This is a genomic window from Desulfofundulus salinus (genome assembly GCF_003627965.1).
Lineage (GTDB): Bacteria > Bacillota > Desulfotomaculia > Desulfotomaculales > Desulfovirgulaceae > Desulfofundulus > Desulfofundulus salinus.
The window spans coordinates 57,625-78,176 of sequence record NZ_RBWE01000001.1 but is presented as its reverse complement, the minus strand read 5'-3'; the positions used below and the strand labels follow the sequence as shown (position 1 = coordinate 78,176).

Below are 20,552 nucleotides of genomic sequence, written 5' to 3'. Positions count from 1 at the left end.
ATAACTACTGACCGTAACCGCCCTGGATAATTTGTACAAATTCGGCCATTGCTTCCTCATCGCCGGAGGGCTTACTTTCCAACCATAATTTTATGATATCGCCCTGTTTGATTTGAGAGATATCCACTTCCGTAGCCTCCGCGCCAAAATTACCGGTGGCGATCACCGGCACGCCCACCGGGATAATCACATCCACCGTTTCGTTACTGACCTTGATTCGCTCCGCCCGGGCCTTAGCCCTTTCCTCTGGACTTAAAGACTGCATCTGGCCCCGCTGGGCCTTCCTTTCCTCTTCCGATAGATTCTGGGCGTTATTTTCCACTTTGTAAACAGTCAGTTTGTTACCCCGGATGGTTTTGACCTGGCCCCATAAGTCTGGCTGTCTTGCGGGACCGCCCCACCGGGTTACATTTTGCACCGGCTGGTCGGCGCTGCCGGACGGAGTATCGCCAGCGTCGGTGTTACCTGAACTACAGCCCTGAAGCAGGGAGAAAAAAAGCAGGCTAATCAGCAAGAGTATGGTTTTTCCAGGGCGCATTTTGTATCACCTTCTTCTGGTAAAATAATTTTTGTATAGCAAAACCTCCCATCGGACGTGAACAGACCAATATCCGTTAACCTTGCGTTTCAGCCGGCAAGGCTTGTATGGTAAAACTGAAGGTGGTCCCTTTGCCCACTTCACTTTGCACATTTACGGTGCCACCGTGGGCCTCCACAATTTGTCGGACGATGGCCAGCCCCAGCCCGGTGCCCCCCAGGGCGCGGGAACGTGACTTTTCCACCCGGTGAAAGCGTTCCCAGATATGTTCCAGGTCTTCAGGTGGGATACCCGGTCCCTGGTCGGCGACGCTTACGGTAATGTTGTCATTTTCCACCTTCGCCCGCAGCATAATAATCCCGCCGGGCGGCGAGAATTTAACGGCGTTATCCAGCAAGTTGAGTAAAACCTGTTCAATACGGTCTTCATTGCCCAGCATGGGCGGTAACTGGTCCGGAAAATCCCTTTCGATAGTTACCTGATGATTTTCGATAAGCGGTCGTAATTTTACCAATACCTGGTCCACAAGTTCCGGTACGTCTATTTCATTAAGGTCCCATTTTTCCTTGCGCGATTCAATCAATGACAAATCCAGGAGATCATAAATTAATTTGTTCAAGCGCAGCGTTTCCCGGTGGATAATGGTCAAGTATTTATCGCGGTCTTCGCTTGGGATAGCGCGGTCCAGCATAGCTTCCACGTAACCCTGAACCGAAGTCAGGGGAGTGCGCAGCTCGTGGGATACGTTGGCCACAAAATCCCGGCGCAGTTGATCCAGTTTCTTGAGTTCCGTAATGTCCTGCAATACGCCCACAGCGCCAAAGTTGTTGCCTGCCTGATCAATTAACGGAGAAACGTGGACGAGGAGGTAGCTATGCCCGTCATCGGGCGTATATTCCCTGCTGCACGTCTCCCCGGATGCCAGTACGGCTGCAAACAGTTCTTTTAACTGGCTGTCCGGAACAGGTTCCCCGTAGAGTTGCACTGTTAAGTCCGCAGATTCCCCCAAGCCGAGGGTGCGGATCGCCTGCCTGTTAAGCAAAATCACCCGGTTTGAGCCATCCACAGCCACCACACCTTCGGCCATGTTAGCGAGGATATTTTCTATCTTCTCCTTTTCCCGGGCCAGGGCGCCCACGGTCTCTTCCAGGGACATAGCCATCCGGTTGAAATTTTGCGCCAGGTAGCCGAATTCATCAGCGGATTTTAGCTCGATTCGCTGCCGGTAATCACCGCCCGCTATCTGCACCGCAGCGTCGCTTAACCGGCGTAGTGGCCGGGCTATGGAGCGGGATAAATATAGACCCAGCAGGGCCGCCAGCAAAAGGGCGGGGAGTGCGGCCAGGAACATTAACCTGCGCACGGCTCCCACGGCGTCAGTTACGTCCGCCAGTGGAGCCGATAAAAACACTGCCCCGGCCACTTCGTTATTTACCTCGACAGGTACTGCAACAAAGATAACCAATTGTTCAGGACGTGGAAGATAGCCCCGCCTGGAAACGGTTTTCCCCTCCAATAATATTTGGGCGTCCGCGGGTTCCAGCCAGAAGCGCCGGGTATTATTGTAGAATTCGCCACGGGCCATCAGCACAAGAATATCCTTGCTAATCATAACCATGCGGTTTTCCCAAAAACGGTTTAACGTGTCCACAACATCAGCGGCGGGCCGGTTCTGCTCTGTATTTTCCGCGATAATCCGCGCCACTTCCCGGCCTTTATTCAACAATTCCGCCTCTTTGGCAGAGTAATAATAATCCCCCAACAGGTAGGACATGGCCATACCCAGCACAAGTAGGGTGATTAAAATGATGGCGATGTATGTGGACATCAGCTTGCCGAATAAACTTTTAAACATTCAGTTTCCAACCTCAAATTTATAGCCCCGGCCCCACACTGTTTTTATGTACCGTCGGCCCGTATGGGCGCTTAGTTTTTCGCGTAAACGCTTAATATGGGTGTCCACTGTGCGGGGATCGCCCAGGTAGTCATATTCCCAGATTTGCTGCAAAAGCTGCTCCCGGGTCCAGACCTGGCCGGGATGGCGGGCCAAAAACCACAGCAGGTCAAATTCCTTGGGAGGCATCGGCACAACCCGCCCGTTCATTTCTACATTTTTAGCGTTGTTATCTATTACCAGGCCAGGCCAGGTAATTACCTGGGCGTTTTTTCTTTCCTCCGCCTGGTTGACCCGCCTTAATACGGCCTTGACCCGGGCTACCATTTCCCGCGGGGAAAATGGCTTGGTGATATAATCGTCCGCCCCTATTTCCAGACCCAGCACCCGGTCCAGTTCCTCTCCCCGGGCGGTCAGCATTATAATGGGGGTAGCATGTTGTTTCCTGATTTCCTTGCATACCGCCCAGCCGTCCATTTTGGGCAGCATAATATCCAATAGAATCAGGTCCGGGTGGCTGCCGGAAAATTTAATCAGGGCTTCTTCCCCGTCCTCGGCGGTGGTCACCCGAAAGCCTTCCTTTTCCAGGTATAACCGGAGCAGGTCCCTTACCGGTTCTTCGTCCTCCACGACCAGTATGGTTCCGGTATGCTCCTGCACGCTTGGCACCTCCTTTCCCAACTGATTGCACAGGAATTTTTTAACTGTTTTCCCTGCGTGTATTATACACACTAATTGTGAACAAACTGTGAAAAAAGATTGGAAAGTTTGTGAACTAATGCTATGCTTTTAGGGTCCGCATGTCCGGGTAGACTACCCTTTCTTTGGGGTCAGGAACTGCTGTTGCGGTCCCGGGTGTAGGGACGCGGCTACGCTAAAGCGGTTCTACTGAACATTTACCCCGTAAAAGCGTTGCGCCGCAGAGTACCCTCTGCGGCGCCATTTCCGCCCCTTCCTTATCCCCGCTTTTTTTAATTAAGCCGTCCTGGTTGTCCTGCGCCATTGTCGCGCCCGGCCTACCAGCGCTTCCGCCCACTGGGGCACAGCCAGTGCGTGAATATGGTTGTAGGCCGCCAGAACACCTTTATAGGTAAGACCGTCTTTTTCCCCGTCTATGCCGCAACCCCGCACCACCCGGAAGGCGTAGCGCAGCTCCGGATCTATGTTCACCAGGCGGGAGTGGTGAAATTCATGACCCCGGATTAGACTGCCGGTGGGGAAAAAAGGATTTTCCCCGCTTACTTCCACCACTTCATACCCGTGGCCGCAGGGCTTGCCATCCATCACCACATCAAAGGGCAGTGCGCCGCACATCTGGTAGGTGCGGCCCTGCCAGGTCAGCCGGCGGCCCAGATACATTAACCCGCCACACTCCGCATACACCGGCAGGCCAGCTTCAATGGCCCGGCACACGTCTTTCCGTAAACCCTCATTTGCCTCCAGTTGCCCGGCAAATACCTCGGGAAATCCGCCCCCAATGTACAGGGCATCCACTTCCGGCAACGCCGGGTCATGCAGGGCGTCGATAAAAATGAGCCTTGCCCCCGCCTCCTCCAGGGCCTCCAGGTTTTCAGGGTAATAGAAGGAGAAGGCCCGGTCCCGAAATACGCCGATTACCGGCCCGTCGCCATCGGGCCTTTCCCCGGCTGCTCCCACCTCACCGGCAATATCCTCCAGTGGTGGAGCCTTTCGGGCAACCGCCAAAAGCCCGTCCAGGTCCAAACATTCCCGGGCCATATGGGCTATTTCCGCCAGGGCCTGCTGCAGCTCGTCCCTTTCCCCGGCGGGAATTAATCCCAGGTGGCGGTCGGGAATGATTAATTTTTTACCCCTGGGGAATACACCCAGCACCGGAATCCCGCAGTATTTCTCCAGGGCCCCGCGCAGCATCTGTTCATGGCGCGGGCGGGCCACCTGGTTTAAGATTACCCCGGCAACAGTCACCTGGGGATCGAAATGCATAAATCCCTGTACCAGGGGCGCCACACTGCGGGTCATCCGGGTGGTATCCACCACCAGAATTACCGGCGCGGCAATAGCCCTGGCTATTTCCGCGGTGCTGCCGCTCCCCTCCAGGTCCACGCCGTCAAAAAGTCCCATGGCCCCTTCCACCACGGCCACGTCGGCATCACGGCTGTGGCGAACGAAGGAAGACCGGATTGTTTCACTGGACATGAGAAAACCATCCAGGTTACGGCACGCCCGGCCGGTTACGCGACTCAGCCAGCTGGGGTCTATAAAGTCCGGCCCCTTTTTAAAGGGCTGCACCACCAGTTTTAAGCTATAGACCAGGGCAGCCAGCAGGCCAATGGTTACCGTGGTTTTTCCAGAGCGGCCCCGGGGTGCGCCAATCACCAGGCGAGGAATATTGTGTTGCCGCATTTTTTTCACTTCCCTCATTGCACTGATGCCATGTCTCACGCAGAGCACCCCGTACCAGAAATGGGCACAGCCATAAGCTACAACTGCCGGATAACCCGTCGCCTGCCGGCATTTAATGCTTAAGTCCGTGCCCCGAAAGCGGTTCGCAGATACGTTGGTCGCCCTAAAGCCGGGCGACCGTATTAATTGAACCACAAACAAACGCAAAATTTTGCTGGTATGTCGATATTAGACGCAACCGGTTGGTTTCGGCAACCCGGCCACTTTGCAGGCACCTTTAGCCGGGCCGGACGGGAACAGCTCGTAGATCTTCTTCAGGCTGAATCCGGTCTCTTTGCAGAGCTTGCGGATCATGGGGGCAATCTGGAACTGCAAGTAGTAATCGCGCAGGTATTTAACTACCTTCCAGTGCTCCTCAGTCAATTCGGAAATCCCTTCCTGAGCAGCCAGCGCCTTGGCTACGTCCTCATTCCACAGATTCGGGTCAACAATGAATCCGTCCTCGTCCTGCTCGATTTCCACGCCATTTACATTGATGGATGGCATGAATTAACACCTCCATTAGTTTATCATTATGTGTTTAACATATAACTTTCCCCTGGCCCTAAAAAGATCATACGGTTTTACTAATAACCCGCAGCCGGGCGCCTGAAGAGCCTGTATAAGCTCGACCACCCCCTTAAAAGAATATCATTCCTCTATAAACAAGTCAATGATTTAAGAAAACTTGTTTCATTTCCAGCTTACTTCCAAACCAGCGCCATACCCACGAGGTCGATTAAACCTTTAACCTCCACTCCCAGTTCGTGCTCTTCTACCATCGGGTACAGCTGGGCCTTACAGATGGAACAGGGAGCGCACAGGATGCCGTTTCCGTCCCTGCCCACCCCGGTGGCCCGAACCTGTTCGGCCTTTTTCGCGGAGAATTTTATGCGCAGCTGGTACATTTCCGGGTCATCGAAGAGTATGGCCGAGCCGCCACCGCAGCAGAAGTTGTTTTCTTTGTTCGGGTACATTTCCCGGAAATCGGCCACACATGCCCGGATCACCGTACGCATGTTTTCAGCCAGACCGCAGGCCCGCACGTAGTTGCACGGGTCGTGCAGAGTTACCGGCCGGCCGATTTTATAGGGATCCAGCCTTAGCTGGTTGGTACGAATGTAGTAGGCCACTTCGTCGTGAATGTGGGTAATGGGCCAGCGGATGGGCAAATCGGCCATCCCCGGGAGGTACATCTTCCATGCCCGCCAGCCGTGACCGCACTCGCCCCAGACGATTTTCTTGACGCCCAGTTTTTGAGCCGCGTGGAGCAGGCGGGTGAAATTATGCCGCATGGTGTGCTGCTGGTCGAAAAGCAGGCCGAAGTTACCCGCCTCGGTAATGGTGCTCGGTATGGTCCAGTTGGCACCGATATACGTGAAGAACATCCCCGCACCCATCAGCGTATACGGGTTGAGCAAAAAGTCGGCGGAGGAAGGCACGTACATGATGTCTGCCCCCTCTTTATCCACGGGGAATTCCACGTCGACGCCGAACTCATCTTTAATTTCCTCGGAAAGAAACTCCAGGGTATCCACAATGGCCGGCTTGGTCAGGCCGGTATGGTTGCCCGTCCTTTCCATGGCCGCCCCCACACTGGCGTGCAGCTTGGGCACAATGCCGAGCCAGTGGAGGATCTGGCGTCCAATCATGGTCACCTCGCAGGTATCGATACCAAAGGGACAGACATGGGCACAACGCCGGCACTCGTTGCACTGGTAAAAGTAAGAATACCATTGTTCGATGATGTCCAGGTTCAGGTCCTCCGCCCCCACCAGTTTACCGAACCAGCGCCCTTCCAGGGTAAAGTAACGCCGGTATATTTTCCGGATCAGCTCCGCCCGGTTGGTGGGAATATTGTTTGGATCCCTGGTCCCCAGATAGGTATGGCAGTTCTCGGCACACAGGCCGCATTTCACGCACGACTCCATGGCCAGCACGAAAGAACGGAACTTCTTGCGCATCTCGTCCAGGTACTGGATGGCCTTTTCAACCTTTTGATCATCGGGCACCGGCTCGATGTGTATCTGGCGCATCTCCTCGGCTGTGGCTTTTGCCGGCATTTTCAAACCCTTATACTCTGGCAACTGTTACACCCCCTCTAAGCCACGTCTGTGCTGCCGGCGGACGAAAGGCCGGTTCCCCTGGCCCGGGCAGCGGCCACGTCTACGTTGGGCAACCCGGGTGCCGGCTCCTTATAGACCCGGTTTTCAATCCAGCGCATGCCGAACATGCCAAACAGGTGCATCAGCTTGCTGAAGGGGAGGACCATAATCAGGATCTGGGCCAGCAACAAGTGGGTGATAAAGAAAGGATTACCTTCGGGAATCGCTGCTGGCTGGAACAGGATGAGAGTGGTAAAATACTCCTTCACCGGTTCGTAGTGCATACCGTATTCCGGAACCAGGCGCATGAAGTTACCTACAGATACTATAGCAATGAGCAAAAGTAGCATGAGATAATCGCTCGGGTTGGACACCTGCCTGAGCTTGTCAATGGCAACCCGCCGGTAAAGGAGGTACAACAACCCGGCCAGCAGGATTATTCCAAAAACCGTTCCCAGCAGGTTGGATAAATATTTGCTCAGGGCTTCAGAGGCCCCCAGGTAAACAAACTGCTTGCCCAGGAAGTAAAAGCCCACCACGTGACCGCCAATCACGTTGAGCAAAGCTATATGCATGGGCCAGGCGCCTACCCACAGCGGGCGGTCGAAGTTGAAGACGTTACGAAAAAGCAGGATTTCCCGCAGGTAAATGCCCAGCACCTCTGTTTTGGTCTGGGGAAAGGGCGAAAGGGTAATGTTGTGCACGATCCGCGATGCCGCCCAGCGCCAGAGCCGGTAAATAACCCCGAGAATAAAAACGGTAACCGTAATATACGGCAATATTTGGGCAATAAAGTAGGTCACAAATTGACACCTCCTCGTTTACTTCTCCCCCACAGCCCGTACCTGCTTTATTTAAAGACCTGCCATTAAACCACTCCCTTTCTACATGGATGACTTTAATTGCCTTTATATAGAAAAAAAATAACTTTTACGTTTGATTATTCGGCATGGCTGCTGGCGATTCCTGCTCAAGGGAAAAATTACTTATAACCAGTTCATATCCCTTAAAGCTTCTTCAGCAAGCCTACCAACAGATTTTTTAATTAACCGGCCGCTCTCGTATAGGGCTATTTCCGAGTCGTCCCCCCGCAATGATTCCAATTCCGTCCTTGCGCCGGTTTCCCCCAGGGCACCGAGGATCAGGACTGCATAACCCCGCACTTCCGGGTTGGAGTCGCCAAGGAAGGAGATAAAAAGGGACGAAAATTTCCTGAGCAGTTCCGGGTTTGCGGCGGCAATCCTGTGCAGGGCCCTCAGGACATCCGCCTGTAAATGGTCCTCATGCAAAAGCGGAAGTAGAGCTGAAAGGTAACCGGAAAATTCATCTATGGAGTTGCCCATAATTTCCCCCACGGCATCGAGCGTTGCCCAGCTTGACGCACCGGTATCGGCAAGGGAATTGAACAGCGCTTTCAAAAGCTCGGTTACTTTGCCAGGCCTTTCCAGGGCAACTATTTTTGCCGCCTTGCCCATCAGATCCGCCGCCCGCATCCGGATGAGCGGGTCATCGGCACACAGCAACCGCCTTAACAGCCAGAGAATCTTGTGGTCCTGATGGACGGCCCGGAGCACACTTTCCACCCGGTACTCCTTCACCCAGGCCTCCAGTTCTTTTTTGGAAACTTTTTTCCCTTCATTAAAATCTGCCTTTTCCCCTGGTACATAAGATATAGCGGGCCTGTCCAGCAACCTGGTAACACTCTGGCGGGTAACCTCGAGCATATCCCTGTTCAGCCTGATGAAATAAAGGGCTCCGGCAATTTTCCTGCCCTCAAAAAAACCTCCAGGAATGATCAGGTGGTTTTGCAGGTCGTAATTTTTGACGATCTCTTCCCGGTAGTCTTTATCCGGGAGCAGCCCCCAGGCCATATCCCAGTCCATGTTGCACGCAAAAACCAGTGCTTCTATGAAGGCGGAACCCAGGTTCCGTCCCGAGACGTCAAAGGCGTATACCGCGCCGCACGTGCAGGAACCCACGGGCATTCCGGGCGAGTTTGCTGTGGCCACCACCTCTTGAGGCCGCTCAATGTTCATGCCACAAAAAGGACATTTGGGTATTTGAATATAGTCCTTTAAAGGAGGCCTTCCCCTCATGATCGACTCCCCGCGTTTATTTTTCACCCGGCCCCGGTATTTCAAAGGTCGCGCAGGTATTCCCCGGGCTGCACGACTTGGTGACCACTTTCGGCGCGCTCCTGCCCGCTCCCGTCTTGTCCACGTAATTAACCCGGCTGATCACACGCTCGAAGGAGTCGGACTGGCACTGGGGGCAGCGAATTTCCACTTGCTCATTGGGGTTCAAAAACAGTTTTTCGAAAAGACCGCCACAATTCAGGCATCTGAACTCGTAGATGGGCACAGGCAGTTCCCCCTGTCATCCTTTTATTTCTTGAGGTATGGTTCCATCTCCTTCAAAAAATCCGGGTGAGCCTCAAATCCCAGCTCCAGGGCCCGCTTCAGGTGCCCGGCGGCCCGGACCATATCCCCCTTCAAGTAGTAGGCGTAAGCCAGGTTATTATGACCCAGTGAAAAATCCGGTGCCATTTCCAGCAGTTTTTGGTTGGTCTTTATGGCCTGATCCAGTTCGCCTTTTTGGAGATAGGCGTTGGCCAGGTTGCACCACGCCTGGACAATCCTGGGGTTTAATTCGATGGCTTTGTGAAGCACTTCGATGGCCTCATCGGTTTTTTCCATCTGCAGGTAGGCAAACCCCAGATTGGCATAACCACGAGCATAACGGGGTTCTATTTCCACCGCTTTGCGGTTGCACTCTTCGACCTTTTCCAGGTCACCCTTTTTAAAGTATATATAGCCCAGGTTAACGTAAGCCTCAAACATCCTGGTGCCGTCGGCAATGGCTTCTTCAAAGAGAATTTTTGCTTCATCCAGCCTGCCCTGCTGCATGAGCATTACGCCCAGGTTGTATTTGGCGCTGGCACAACCGGGGTTTTCCTGCAGCATGTTCACCTGCTTTTCCACAAATGCTTGCGTGTCGTTAGTTTTTTCCATCGTACCCCCCTACTTTACAAAAATTAAGGCCGCTACTCGTAGCGAATAGCAAGCCGTTCCGAGCGCCATCAGAACAAAACAAGGTTAAACAGGCTTTTTTATTGTGGCTCGTCGGACGCGCACCTATCCTTCAAGCCGTACATGGTTGTGCTGCCGGTGGAGAAGTAAATCAGCGTGCCCTCATTGATCAGCTCGCTGGCAGCCTTCTTAATTTCCCTCGCCTTGGCAGTGGGAATCTTTTCCTGCACCGCCTTTTCCATATCTTTAAAGTAGAATCTGGTTTTCTTGCTGGCATTGGCAAACTCTAAAATCGCTTTTTTAATCTCTTCCATCAGGTAATCCCACCCTTTCTCCTGCTATAAATAGAAGTGACCGGGGCAGGCGTTTTTGAAGAACGCCTGCCCGCCACAGAACTTAGTCAATTCCACCGGCCGCCCTGGAAACGTTCCAGGCCGCTTCCGTGAACTTGAACTGGGTGCTGGTCCGGAACGTGTCGTAGGCCAGGCGGTAATCGTCAATGAGGTGCTCGGTAAACGGTATACCGGTCTTCTCAAAGAATTTCTCCCAACCGATACGCTCGGCCCAGTCGCCCAGGCGCTCGTGCTTCCGGGCATCGGCGGCATAAACCTCCACAATCTTCTTCACGGTCTGGACCACTTCCGGGAACCGCGGGAAGTTGTTGGGCAGGTAAGCCACCACTACCTTGGAGAACTTGGGCTCGCTGACCGCGTTTGAGATCTTGCCGCCCACCAGTATGGCTACGCCGTCGCCTTCCTTGTCGGCAATGGGCAGAGCCGGGCACATGGTGTAGCAGTTGCCGCAGAACATGCAGCGCTCAACCTTAATCTTGAGGGTCCTCCTGCCTTCCGGGGTCTTGTCGGGCGAAATGGCGCCCAGGGGGCAGGAAGAAATGACCAGGGGAAGCTCGCAGACCTGATCAATGACCTCGTGGTCAATGATCGGGGGCTTCCGGTGAATGCCGAGCAGGGCGATGTCCGAACAGTGGACCGCACCGCACATGTTCAGGCAGCAGGCCACCGCCACCCGCACCTTGGCCGGCAGGGTCATGCCGGTGAAGTAGTCAAACAGGTCGTCCATGACGGCCTTGACCAGGGAGGAAGCATCCGTGGCCGGGGTATGGCAGTGCACGTATCCCTGGGTGTGCACGATATTGGTGACGCTGGCCCCCGTGCCACCGATGGGGAACTTGTAGCTTCCGGAAACAAACTTGCGGCTCCACAGATCCTTCTTGAGGGCTTCCACCTTCTCAAGGCTGTCCACGATAAACTCGATGTTGTTGCGGGTGGTGAAACGCACATAGCCGTCGCAGTATTTGTCGGCAATATCGCAAATTTCCCGCACGTGCTGTACGGTCATCAGGCGGGGCGAACCGCACCTGACCGTGTAAACCCTGTCCCCGGTCTCGGAAACATGCACCAGCACGCCCGGCTCGAGGATCTCGTGGTATAACCACTTACCGTAGTTCTTTTGAATGCTGGGCGGGAAGAATTCCCAGTAGTGGCGCGGACCAATATCCGTAATCCTATCCTTGGTTGGACTTTGCGGATCGAATTTACCGTATTTCCCAGTGGAAAGAGCCATCCAACAAACCCCCTTATTATTTACCTCTTGTGTCTGGCCCGATAATCTTTAATGTCTCTGGTGAATCCGCCGGGTACGTCCTCTTCCTTCCAGAAGATGTACGGGTTGGCACGCGGCGCCTTGATCATTTGCGGTGCAGGCGGCAGGCCGATTGCCTCCAGGAACTTGGGCAAGCCAACACGCTGGATGAGCTCTCCAACACGCTCGCGGTTCTTTCCTTCTTCCATCCAGTAATCCCAGATTCTTTCAATAACTTCTTTAATATTATCATAGGGCGGCTCCGCCTTCATAAAGGGCACGATCACCTGCGAAATTTGTGCGCCTTCCAGGATGGGGGCCTTTGCACCCACCAGGATGCTCACGCCGGTGTCCTGGCCGGGTCTGAGCGCCTGCGGCATCACGTTAATGCAGTGCATGCAGCGCACACATTCCTTGTTGTCGATCATCAGCTTGCCGTCTTCCATCCACATGCACTGGGATGGGCAAAGGTCGATGACTTCCTTTTGAATGTCAAACTTGCCCCAGTCTCTGCCCTTGTTGGCACCACCCCTGGGCACAATGTCGCCGGCAATGTATCCCTTCACGGCTTCCTGATCGATGCGGATGTCGTCGCGCCATGTGCCAATAAAGGCAATGTCGGCACGGGCAATGGAAGCCACACAGCAGTTGGGGCAGCCGTCGAACTTGAACTTAAACTTGTACGGGAAGGCCGGGCGGTGAAGCTCGTCCTGGTAATGCATGGTCATCTCATAGCACATTTCCTGGGTGTCGTAGCAGGCCCATTCGCAGCGAGCTTTACCGATACAGCAGGAGGGAGTCCGCAGGTTGGAGCCGGAACCGCCGAGGTCCTGATCCAGTTCATGGGTCATGTCGTAGAAAATGGGCTCCAGCTGCTCGGTGGTGGTTCCTAAAAGAATAATATCCCCGGTGGAACCGTGCATATTCACAAGGCCGCTGCCCCGGTACTCCCACAGATCACAGAGTGAGCGCAGGAAATCGGTCTTGTAAAACTTACTGGCTGGCTGGTTAACGCGGATGGTATGGAAATGGGCAATGCCCGGGAACTTTTCCGGCAGGTCGGAGTATCTCCCGATGACGCCGCCGCCATAGCCAAACACGCCCACAATACCGCCGTGCTTCCAGTGGGTCTCGCCGTCCTTAAAGGAAAGCTCCAGCTGGCCCAGCAGGTCTTCCACCACATACCGGTCAATCATGATCCGGTCGTCGGCAAGCTTTCTGCGGCGCAGGGCCTCTTGCTTGGCATCGGCCACAAAGCTGGGCCACGGTCCTTTCTCCAGCTCTTCCAGGGCGGGAATTTCGTGCTTTATTTTAAATTCTTTTAATTCTTCTTCGGTAAAGTTTTTCAATTCTTCGTCAGTATAAATTCGAAGCTCTTCATACTTTAGTTCTTTTTGAGGCCTCTTTGGTTCAAACATCAGCACGCCTCCTTTACTAACGCTTGAATGTATCCTTGCCTTGTGCAGTACCCATGCTTGAAATTACCTGAAACCAGAGCCAGAACAACCTTCTCTCCTCTCACCTCTCTTCCGCTAAATTTTTCTACCTTTCTTCCAGCGTCACCGCTCCCGACGGGCATACGGTAACACATGTTTCGCATCCGAGGCAATCATCGGAATTGACCACGAACGCCTTGCCATCCTTCATCTCCAGCACGCTGCCCGGACAGGAGTCCACGCACTCGCCACAACCCTCGCACTTGTCGCGATCTACAGTTACTACGTACATCACGCTACCTCCTTTAAATTTTTAGAAATAAAAACTTGTCCCTTTGCTCACGAGCTTTTTGACAGGCCTTTCTCGTGCCGGGTCTCCAACACTAAGTAATTCGATGTGTTTTAACCTATTCCTCCCGAAAGGCCCCAATTTGACGATAAAAAATTTTAACAAAAGAAAACTTAAATCCCTTATCTTTGAGTTCGCTAAAAAATGATTTATTCCTGCTGTAATCCGGTTCCATTTTGGTCATCCGTTTTTTTCGGCCTGTATACTCTAACGGTGGTACTTCTCACCACGGATGATTTTAAAGGCCCGGTACAGCTGCTCCAGCAAAATAACGCGCATTAGCTGGTGGGGAAAAGTAAATTTTGAAAAAGAGAGCCGCATGGAGGCCCTGTCCAGGACGGTCCTGGCCAGCCCCGCACTCCCCCCGATGACAAAATACAATTTGCTCTGCCCCTGCAAACCGAGGTTGTGCAGAAAGTCGGCAAATTCCTCGGAGGTAAGCATTACTCCCTCCCTGTCCAGGGCGACCACATAACTGTTGTCCGGAATCCTCTGTAACAGGTGCTCCCCCTCTTTTTTGAGGACTGTTTCCACTGCGTTCCTTTCTCCGGTTGGGGGCAGGATTTCTTCCCTGACTTCCACCATCTCAAGCCGGGCATAGGAGTGCAGCCGCTTGAGGTATTCCCTTTGGGCCAGCCGCAAGAAATCCTCCTTCAGTTTTCCAACGCATAGTATTGTGATCTGCATCGACTCTTCCCGTTACCTGTAGTTTTCTAAACTATAGCGCTCCTCTTTGTGGATCCGTTTCGAGCCAGGGCATCACCTTCAGATGAAGCACGCCAGACCCGGGCACCCAGCATCTTCAGCTTTTCTTCCAAATTGAAATAGCCCCGGTCTATATAGACCACGTTGCTGATCCGGGTTTCACCTTCAGCTATGAGCCCGGCCACCACCAGGGCAGCCCCCGCCCGCAGGTCCGTAGCCCGGACACAGGCCCCCTGCAGCCGTTCCACACCCTCCACCACGGCCAGGCGGCCTTCCACCTTGATCCGGGCACCCATACGTTTCAGTTCATCGGCAACCCGGAAACGATTTTCAAAAATATTTTCCACGATCACGCTGGTACCGGGAACGGTGGACAACAGGGCCATCATTTGGGACTGCATATCCGTGGGGAACCCCGGGTAGGGCATGGTTTTGATGTCGATGGGGCTTAAAGGACCACTGACCCTGACCCGGATGCGGTCCTCCTCTTCCTCTACCTCCACTCCGGCCTCCCGCAGTTTGGCAATCAATGGTTCCAGGTGACGGGGGATGACATTTTCCAAAACCACGTCTCCCCGGGTGGCAGCAGCCGCCACCATAAAGGTACCTGCCTCAATGCGGTCGGGGATAACCGCATAGCGCAGGCAACCGCCCAGGGAATCCACGCCTTCGATTTTGATCACATCGGTGCCGGCTCCCCGCACCCTGGCTCCCAGGCAGTTCAAAAAGTTGGCCAGATCCACCACTTCCGGCTCCCGGGCGGCATTTTCGATCACCGTCTGTCCCCGGGCCAGGCACGCGGCCATCATGATATTTTCCGTGGCCCCTACGCTGGGGAAGTCCAGGTACACCCGGTTCCCTTCCAGCCTGGCGGCCCGCGCGACCACTGTGCCCCGTTCAAGGGAAAGCTGCGCTCCCAGGGCAGTCAGACCTTTGAAATGCAAATCCATGGGCCTGGTCCCAATATTGCACCCTCCGGGGAGGGAGATTTCCGCCCGGCCAAAACGGGCCAGCAGGGGTCCCAGCAACAAATTGGAAGCCCGGAGTTGCTTCGCCAGGTGGTAAGCGGGCATTTGGACAGGCGGGTCTGTCATGAGTATGCGCAAGCTGCCACCTGGAGTGGTGCGGTGAACTTGGGCCCCCAGGGAACGGAGGATCTCCACCATTACCTGTACATCCCTGATGTCGGGAACATTTTCCAGGGTTACCAGTTCTGTGGCCATTATGGCCGCACACAAAATAGCCAGGGAAGCGTTTTTGGCCCCGCTAATGGCAACCCGCCCCCGCAGGGATGTTCCCCCGGCAACAACCAATTTATCCATAGAAAACGTTTTCCTCCCGTCATGAAAAAACTAAACCTATATTCTCGATCCCACCCCGCAATTCCTGCCACAAAATAAGCTTTTCCAACAATCAATCGCTTTAAGCCCGTTTTTGCCCAAGCCACGAGCAAAGACCGGCGGCGAACTGGTCGAGATCCTGTCCGGTAACCTGTTGGAGGGCGGCATCCATATCCCGTCCCTGTCCCAGCGCTGCTAAAATTTTATGCAGGCTTTCCTCGCCATAGACTTCCACCAGGTATTCCACGGCCGCCAGGGACTGCCAGTAGGCCAGGGTCTGGTTGGGCAGCTGGTCAAAATCCCGCTCCATCTCCGCAAAGTCATAGAGTGGCTCTCCTGCAAAATCCCCGGTTCTGGCAAACCGGAAGCCGGTGAGCCTGTACTCCTCGTACTGGGCGACGCCCTCGGTGAACCAGCGGGGCACATTGCCCCGGGTAATATAGTCCACCACCAGGTGGGTTAACTCATGGGCCACCGGCCCCGAGACAACAAAGACCTCTTCCACCTGCCGGGGGTCCCGGGCATCTATCCAGGCGTTGGGCGAAAGAACTCTAATCACCCCCGCCCAGTATACGCCCATGGCATTTTCACTGGCTGGCCAGCCCAAACTGGCGTTCAGTGATTCCCGTGTAGGATGGACAATCAGGGGGATCTTTTTCTTTGAGGAAAAGCGAAAGTCCCGCGACACGAGCGGGTAAAACTCCCGGGCGGTTTTTAACACCAGCAGGGCGCTGTCGGCATCCCCGGGATAGTAGCGCACTACGAAATGACCGTCGGATAGGGTGAGCATATGGCGGGTGCTGATCATCACCTGCGCCCGGGCCGCCTCGCGAAAGATGTTGTATACGTACCCCCGTATTTGCCCGGGTACCCGTATGACGAGGATAAACACGAGGGCCACAAAAACGGCCATTATTTTCAACCAGAACCAGAGCAAAAGCTGCCCCGTGCCGGGGGGAGGTTGCGTTTTAATCAGCGGGTAAATGTTCACAGCACCTACCTCCCACTAACAATATATTTCCATGTTAATTAGCTGATTAATTGGATAAGCATTGTTAAAAAACAAAGGCCTCCTCCCGGGGGCCTTATTTAAGATTTTTCTCTTTTAATTATAACGTTAGCGGGGTCCTCCTCCTAGAGGAAACTAAAGGCAAACCTGCCTGGTCCGCGTTACTCCGCCAGTCCCCTGATCTTCTAAACCGCCGGGGCCTGGCGTTATCCAAAGCCAGTTACCGGTTGATACACATGCATCAGTCGCAGTAAGCGGTTCCCGGCTTATTTACTTTTTCAACTGCGCCTTCCACTCCTCGATCATTTTGCGCGCCTGGGCCACGTCATCGCCCTGACCGGCAAGCTGAATAAATTTTTCCAGCTCCCGGATGCCGCCCTCGTAGTCCCCCTTCCCAAGGGCCAGGACCTGGCCGTAATAATAGTGGGCCCGGGCATTGTCGGGGTGACGCTTGATTTCTTCTTTAAAATTGGCTACGGACTCGTCGTAACGCCCTAGCAAAAACTGTACCAGGGCCAGCTCGATGCGAAAATCACTGTTTTCCGGTTTCAGTTGCACAGTATTTTCGTAGGCTTTAAGAGCCTGATCCACCTTTCCCGCATCGAGATAGGCCCGGGCCAGCCGGACGGCAATATCGGCATCTTCAGGGTTGGCTTTGGCCTGGGACTCCAGATCAGCAATTATTTTTTCCAGGGGCGGCGGTTGGGCCCCGGATGGAGAGTCGGCAGCGGGAAGGTCAAAAAACCAGCCGATGGAAGTTCCCAGTAAACCCAGGGAAAGAAAAACGGTGAGGATAATAAAGGCAATCCGCTGGCGCCTTTTTTTGCGTTCACGGTAAGAAAAAGCCATGACTATAACCCCTTTTTAAAGCAAACTATTTTTCGATCATTATACCACAATTGTTTGTAGCACTGAAGGAATAATCATTTTTTCCGATCCCACCGCTTCCCATAAAAAACACCCCTCCTAAAGGTCATCTATTTAAGGAGGGGTGTCTGGTTTCTTAACTGAACTGGATTGCGCATCCCTTAAAAACGCGGGATATCCCTAACAAACCACCCGCGTGGTTGAAATTTGCTTTAAAGAAATTGCGCCGGATTCACCGGTCGCCCGTTTACCAGTACCTCAAAGTGCAGGTGGGGCCCGGTGGTACTGCCGGTGCTCCCTACCCGTCCCAGCAACTGGCCGCGTTCCACCCGCTGGCCGACCCGTACCTCAATCCTGGACAGGTGGGCGTAACGGGTAACCACGCCATCCCCGTGATAAACTTCCACCATCAAGCCGTAGCCGCCATTCCAGCCAGCGCTGGTTACCCGTCCCGACTCAGCGGCCCGGACCGGGGCGCCGGTACCCGCAGCTATGTCAACCCCGGCGTGCAGCCGTCCCCAGCGCGGCCCGAAGGGCGACTCGATGGCTCCCACTGTGGGCCAGGCCAGCCTGCCCCCCGTCCCGGAACGGGAAGCCAGCAACATCCGCGAGCCTACCGCCACCACCCGGGTCTGGGATTTTCTGATCACCCGCCTGTCCAGTACGTCCCTGCTCACTTCCCGGCCGTTTAAATAGGCGACCTGGTAGGTGACCTCCTCCAGGCCGGGCTTCCCCGGCTGTATAATCCGTTGCTGACCGCGATACATGCTGTTATCCCGCCGCCGCTCCTCCGTAAAGGGAACTTCCCGCTTTTCGGTGCGCCGCGCAGTAGCCAGAACGTTGATCACCGGCACAGCGCGGGATAAATTGAGCTCCTGGCCTACCTGCAGCCTCTCGGGTGTCAAACCCGGGTTTGCTGCCTGCAACTCTTCCACCGGCATGCCTGCCCTGGCGGCAATGGTCCACAGGGTATCTCCTGCCCGAACGGTGTAGCGGTCAAGCTGGCGTCCACCCGTGCGGATGAAATCAAACGCTTCCTGGAAGCTCAAAATGGCGGAAGCAGGTGCCCGGACATCTGCAAAGCTCACCTTTTCAAGCAGTCGAACCTCTGCCCCGGGAACACTGTACCGGCTTTTCAACTGTTCCACCAGATCCTGCGCTGTCCGGCGGTCGGCTACCACCAGCTTAATCTCGTCGTTCACCACCAGGGCCGTACCCCTGCCTCCGGCACCCAGGGCCCGGGCAAGGGTGTCTTCCAGTTGCTGGTTCGACAACAACAGCGGTCCCTCTCCAAAAGCGGCACGACGGATGGTTACCCGGTGAAGCAGATCATCGGCAGATTCCCCGAAATAGAATCTTTCATTGATGGTTGTCTCCAGCGCCTCCCGGCTGGGACAGACGACTACCACCCGGTCGTCCACCAGCAGGGCCCAGCCGCCGGTAGCACGCGTCAAGAGAGAACCGTAGGTCATTACCACCACGGTAATGGCCACCAGGCAGATTACCTGGGTCGGAGTCAGGGGATCCTCGATCAATATACGGCGCACCGCTTGCCTGATACCATCTATGCAGGCTGAAAGCGTCATGTGTGTCTACTCCTTTGGTGAAAGACTGGCTGCACAACCAGACAACCGGCAACCCGGATACAAAAAACAGGTTGCTTGTCGGGCCAAGTCAACCCTACATAAATATATAACTGATAAGGGTATTATAACACTATGAATTTTGTCCATTAAAGCCGGTTATGGTCGAGATAAGGCAAGTTTAGTCACATTTACTTATGTTTTTGCAAGTTTACGCCGATAATTTTAGCCCGGGCTGATCCCGGGCCAGAGGGAGATCCGCGATTTAAGCGCCTTCGTTCGCCATGGCTGCCTTCAAATACAGGGCACACTCAATCCTCTTTTTAATCAATGCACAGGCAATTTCGTAGGGCGTAAAGATATTGCCGTGAAAGGCATGAGCATTGGCATGGCAGCCGCCGCTGCAGTAAAAACGCGCCCAGCAGTCCCTGCAGGCATCTTTGTTATACACATGGGCGGCACGAAACTCTTCCACCAGTTCGGGACGGATGATACCCCGCTCCACATCCCCCATGCAGTATTCCGGCCGGCCCACAAACTGGTGGCAGGGGTAAAGTTTGCCCTCCGGGGAGACGGCAAGATATTCCCGCCCGGCCCCGCAGCCCGTCAAACGCTTGGGCAGGCATGGCCCCCCGTCCAGGTCGATGTTAAAGTGGAAAAAGTTGATCCGCTGGCCCTTCCGGGCGCGACCAAGTATTTGCCGGGTTAGTTCTTCATATTCCGCACAGATGCGGGGGACGTCCTGTGGTTGCAGGGCATACTCCTCATCATAGGCCGCCACCACCGGCTCCACGGAAATGTGCTCAAATCCCAGGTCGGCCATATGCAGCACATCCCGGGAAAAATCCAAGTTATGCCGGGTAAAGGTGCCCCGCACATAATACTCACCCCCCGGCCGGGAGGAAACGAAACGGCTGATATTGTCCAGTACCTGCCCGTAGGAACCCTTGCCGCCGGGAAAGATACGCATGGCGTCGTGGATTTCCTGCCGCCCGTCCAGGCTGAGCACCACCGCCAGATCATGCTCGTTTAAGTAGCGGCCTACCTCCGGGGTGAGGAGTAAGGCATTGGTGGTCACGGTAAACTTGATCACCTTGCCCAGCCGGTCGGCCCGCTGCCGGCCGTACTCCACCAGCTCCTTGAGAACGGTAAGGTTCAACAACGGTTCTCCCCCAAAAAAATCCACTTCCACATGGCGCCGGGAACCGGAAGCGGCAAAGAGAAAATCCAGCGCCTGCCGCCCCGTTTCCAAGGGCATCAGTCCGACGGGTCCTCCAAAGTGACCCTGCCCGGCAAAACAGTAGCGACAGGCCAGATTGCACTCATGGGCCAGGTGCAGGCAAAGGGCCTTGACCACCTCGTTACCCGCCGGTTCATAACGGCCGTGCAGGGGGTCGGGAGAAAACAGCAGTCCTTCCCCGACCAGCTCTTCAATTTCCCCAATGGCCTCCTCCACTTCGGAGGGCGGGTAACCACGGGAGTATTTGGTCACCAGTTCCCGGCGGCTGAGAAAGGGATAATCGTCCAGCAGGTACCAGGTCAGTTCATCCACCAGGTGAACGGCGCCGCTGTGCACGTCCAGTACAATGCGGTGATCGTCAAAGATAAACTTGTGGATCATTGTCCTTCCCTCAAGAAAAAAACCTCATCCCGGACGGGATCAGGTTTTTTTAA

Annotated in this window: 20 protein-coding genes; all 20 read right to left on the bottom strand. The window is 54.6% G+C overall.

The features are described from left to right. Positions 1 to 4: 4 nt before the first annotated feature. Positions 5 to 538, bottom strand: coding sequence for a hypothetical protein (locus D7024_RS00405; RefSeq protein WP_121450053.1), 534 nt, complete (start codon positions 536 to 538; stop codon positions 5 to 7). 76 nt (positions 539 to 614) lie between these two features. After that, positions 615 to 2,393, bottom strand: coding sequence for an ATP-binding protein (locus tag D7024_RS00400; RefSeq protein ID WP_121450052.1), 1,779 nt, complete (start codon positions 2,391 to 2,393; stop codon positions 615 to 617). Further along, positions 2,394 to 3,092, bottom strand: coding sequence for a response regulator transcription factor (locus D7024_RS00395; protein WP_125185589.1), 699 nt, complete (start codon positions 3,090 to 3,092; stop codon positions 2,394 to 2,396). A gap of 315 nt (positions 3,093 to 3,407) precedes the next feature. After that, a complete protein-coding gene (locus D7024_RS00390) occupies positions 3,408 to 4,814 on the bottom strand; it encodes a cobyrinic acid a,c-diamide synthase CobB (RefSeq protein ID WP_121452393.1) in 1,407 nt (468 codons plus the stop codon). A 228-nt stretch (positions 4,815 to 5,042) separates the two neighbouring features. Next, positions 5,043 to 5,360 (bottom strand): TusE/DsrC/DsvC family sulfur relay protein, encoded by a 318-nt coding sequence (locus D7024_RS00385; protein WP_121450050.1) that lies wholly within the window; start codon positions 5,358 to 5,360, stop codon positions 5,043 to 5,045. Positions 5,361 to 5,557: 197 nt separating this feature from the next. Then, positions 5,558 to 6,940 carry a sulfate reduction electron transfer complex DsrMKJOP subunit DsrK gene (gene dsrK, locus D7024_RS00380; RefSeq protein ID WP_207666865.1) on the bottom strand — a complete coding sequence of 461 codons (1,383 nt, stop codon included), beginning with the start codon at positions 6,938 to 6,940 and terminating at the stop codon, positions 5,558 to 5,560. A gap of 14 nt (positions 6,941 to 6,954) precedes the next feature. Then, positions 6,955 to 7,761, bottom strand: coding sequence for a respiratory nitrate reductase subunit gamma (locus D7024_RS00375; RefSeq protein WP_121450049.1), 807 nt, complete (start codon positions 7,759 to 7,761; stop codon positions 6,955 to 6,957). Positions 7,762 to 7,944: 183 nt separating this feature from the next. Then, on the bottom strand, positions 7,945 to 9,054 hold the full coding sequence (locus D7024_RS00370; RefSeq protein WP_121450048.1) for a DVU0298 family protein: 1,110 nt from the start codon (positions 9,052 to 9,054) through the stop codon (positions 7,945 to 7,947). A gap of 16 nt (positions 9,055 to 9,070) precedes the next feature. Further along, positions 9,071 to 9,319 carry an FmdB family zinc ribbon protein gene (locus D7024_RS00365; RefSeq protein WP_121450047.1) on the bottom strand — a complete coding sequence of 83 codons (249 nt, stop codon included), beginning with the start codon at positions 9,317 to 9,319 and terminating at the stop codon, positions 9,071 to 9,073. 23 nt (positions 9,320 to 9,342) lie between these two features. Then, complete coding sequence (locus D7024_RS00360) at positions 9,343 to 9,969, bottom strand: tetratricopeptide repeat protein (RefSeq protein ID WP_121450046.1); 627 nt, start codon at positions 9,967 to 9,969, stop codon at positions 9,343 to 9,345. 98 nt (positions 9,970 to 10,067) lie between these two features. Next, on the bottom strand, positions 10,068 to 10,301 hold the full coding sequence (locus tag D7024_RS00355) for a dissimilatory sulfite reductase D family protein (RefSeq protein WP_121450045.1): 234 nt from the start codon (positions 10,299 to 10,301) through the stop codon (positions 10,068 to 10,070). Positions 10,302 to 10,383: 82 nt separating this feature from the next. Next, on the bottom strand, positions 10,384 to 11,571 hold the full coding sequence (gene dsrB, locus D7024_RS00350; protein ID WP_121450044.1) for a dissimilatory-type sulfite reductase subunit beta: 1,188 nt from the start codon (positions 11,569 to 11,571) through the stop codon (positions 10,384 to 10,386). Positions 11,572 to 11,591: 20 nt separating this feature from the next. Then, complete coding sequence (dsrA, locus tag D7024_RS00345) at positions 11,592 to 13,007, bottom strand: dissimilatory-type sulfite reductase subunit alpha (RefSeq protein WP_435374050.1); 1,416 nt, start codon at positions 13,005 to 13,007, stop codon at positions 11,592 to 11,594. Between the two features lie 124 nt (positions 13,008 to 13,131). Next, complete coding sequence (locus tag D7024_RS00340) at positions 13,132 to 13,317, bottom strand: ATP-binding protein (RefSeq protein WP_207666864.1); 186 nt, start codon at positions 13,315 to 13,317, stop codon at positions 13,132 to 13,134. A gap of 264 nt (positions 13,318 to 13,581) precedes the next feature. Beyond that, on the bottom strand, positions 13,582 to 14,061 hold the full coding sequence (rlmH, locus tag D7024_RS00335; protein ID WP_121450042.1) for a 23S rRNA (pseudouridine(1915)-N(3))-methyltransferase RlmH: 480 nt from the start codon (positions 14,059 to 14,061) through the stop codon (positions 13,582 to 13,584). Positions 14,062 to 14,087: 26 nt separating this feature from the next. After that, positions 14,088 to 15,401: a UDP-N-acetylglucosamine 1-carboxyvinyltransferase gene (gene murA / locus D7024_RS00330; RefSeq protein WP_121450041.1), complete on the bottom strand. Its 1,314-nt coding sequence runs from the start codon at positions 15,399 to 15,401 to the stop codon at positions 14,088 to 14,090. A gap of 100 nt (positions 15,402 to 15,501) precedes the next feature. Beyond that, positions 15,502 to 16,410: a peptidase MA family metallohydrolase gene (locus tag D7024_RS00325; protein WP_121450040.1), complete on the bottom strand. Its 909-nt coding sequence runs from the start codon at positions 16,408 to 16,410 to the stop codon at positions 15,502 to 15,504. Positions 16,411 to 16,698: 288 nt separating this feature from the next. Then, positions 16,699 to 17,277, bottom strand: a complete 579-nt coding sequence (locus D7024_RS00320) for a tetratricopeptide repeat protein (protein WP_121450039.1) — start codon at positions 17,275 to 17,277, stop codon at positions 16,699 to 16,701. A 230-nt stretch (positions 17,278 to 17,507) separates the two neighbouring features. After that, the gene (locus D7024_RS00315) at positions 17,508 to 18,881 is read right to left on the bottom strand and encodes a M23 family metallopeptidase (RefSeq protein ID WP_121450038.1); all 1,374 of its coding nucleotides are present in this window, start codon (positions 18,879 to 18,881) and stop codon (positions 17,508 to 17,510) included. Between the two features lie 262 nt (positions 18,882 to 19,143). Continuing rightward, a complete protein-coding gene (scfB, locus tag D7024_RS00310) occupies positions 19,144 to 20,499 on the bottom strand; it encodes a thioether cross-link-forming SCIFF peptide maturase (protein WP_121450037.1) in 1,356 nt (451 codons plus the stop codon). Positions 20,500 to 20,552 lie beyond the last annotated feature (53 nt).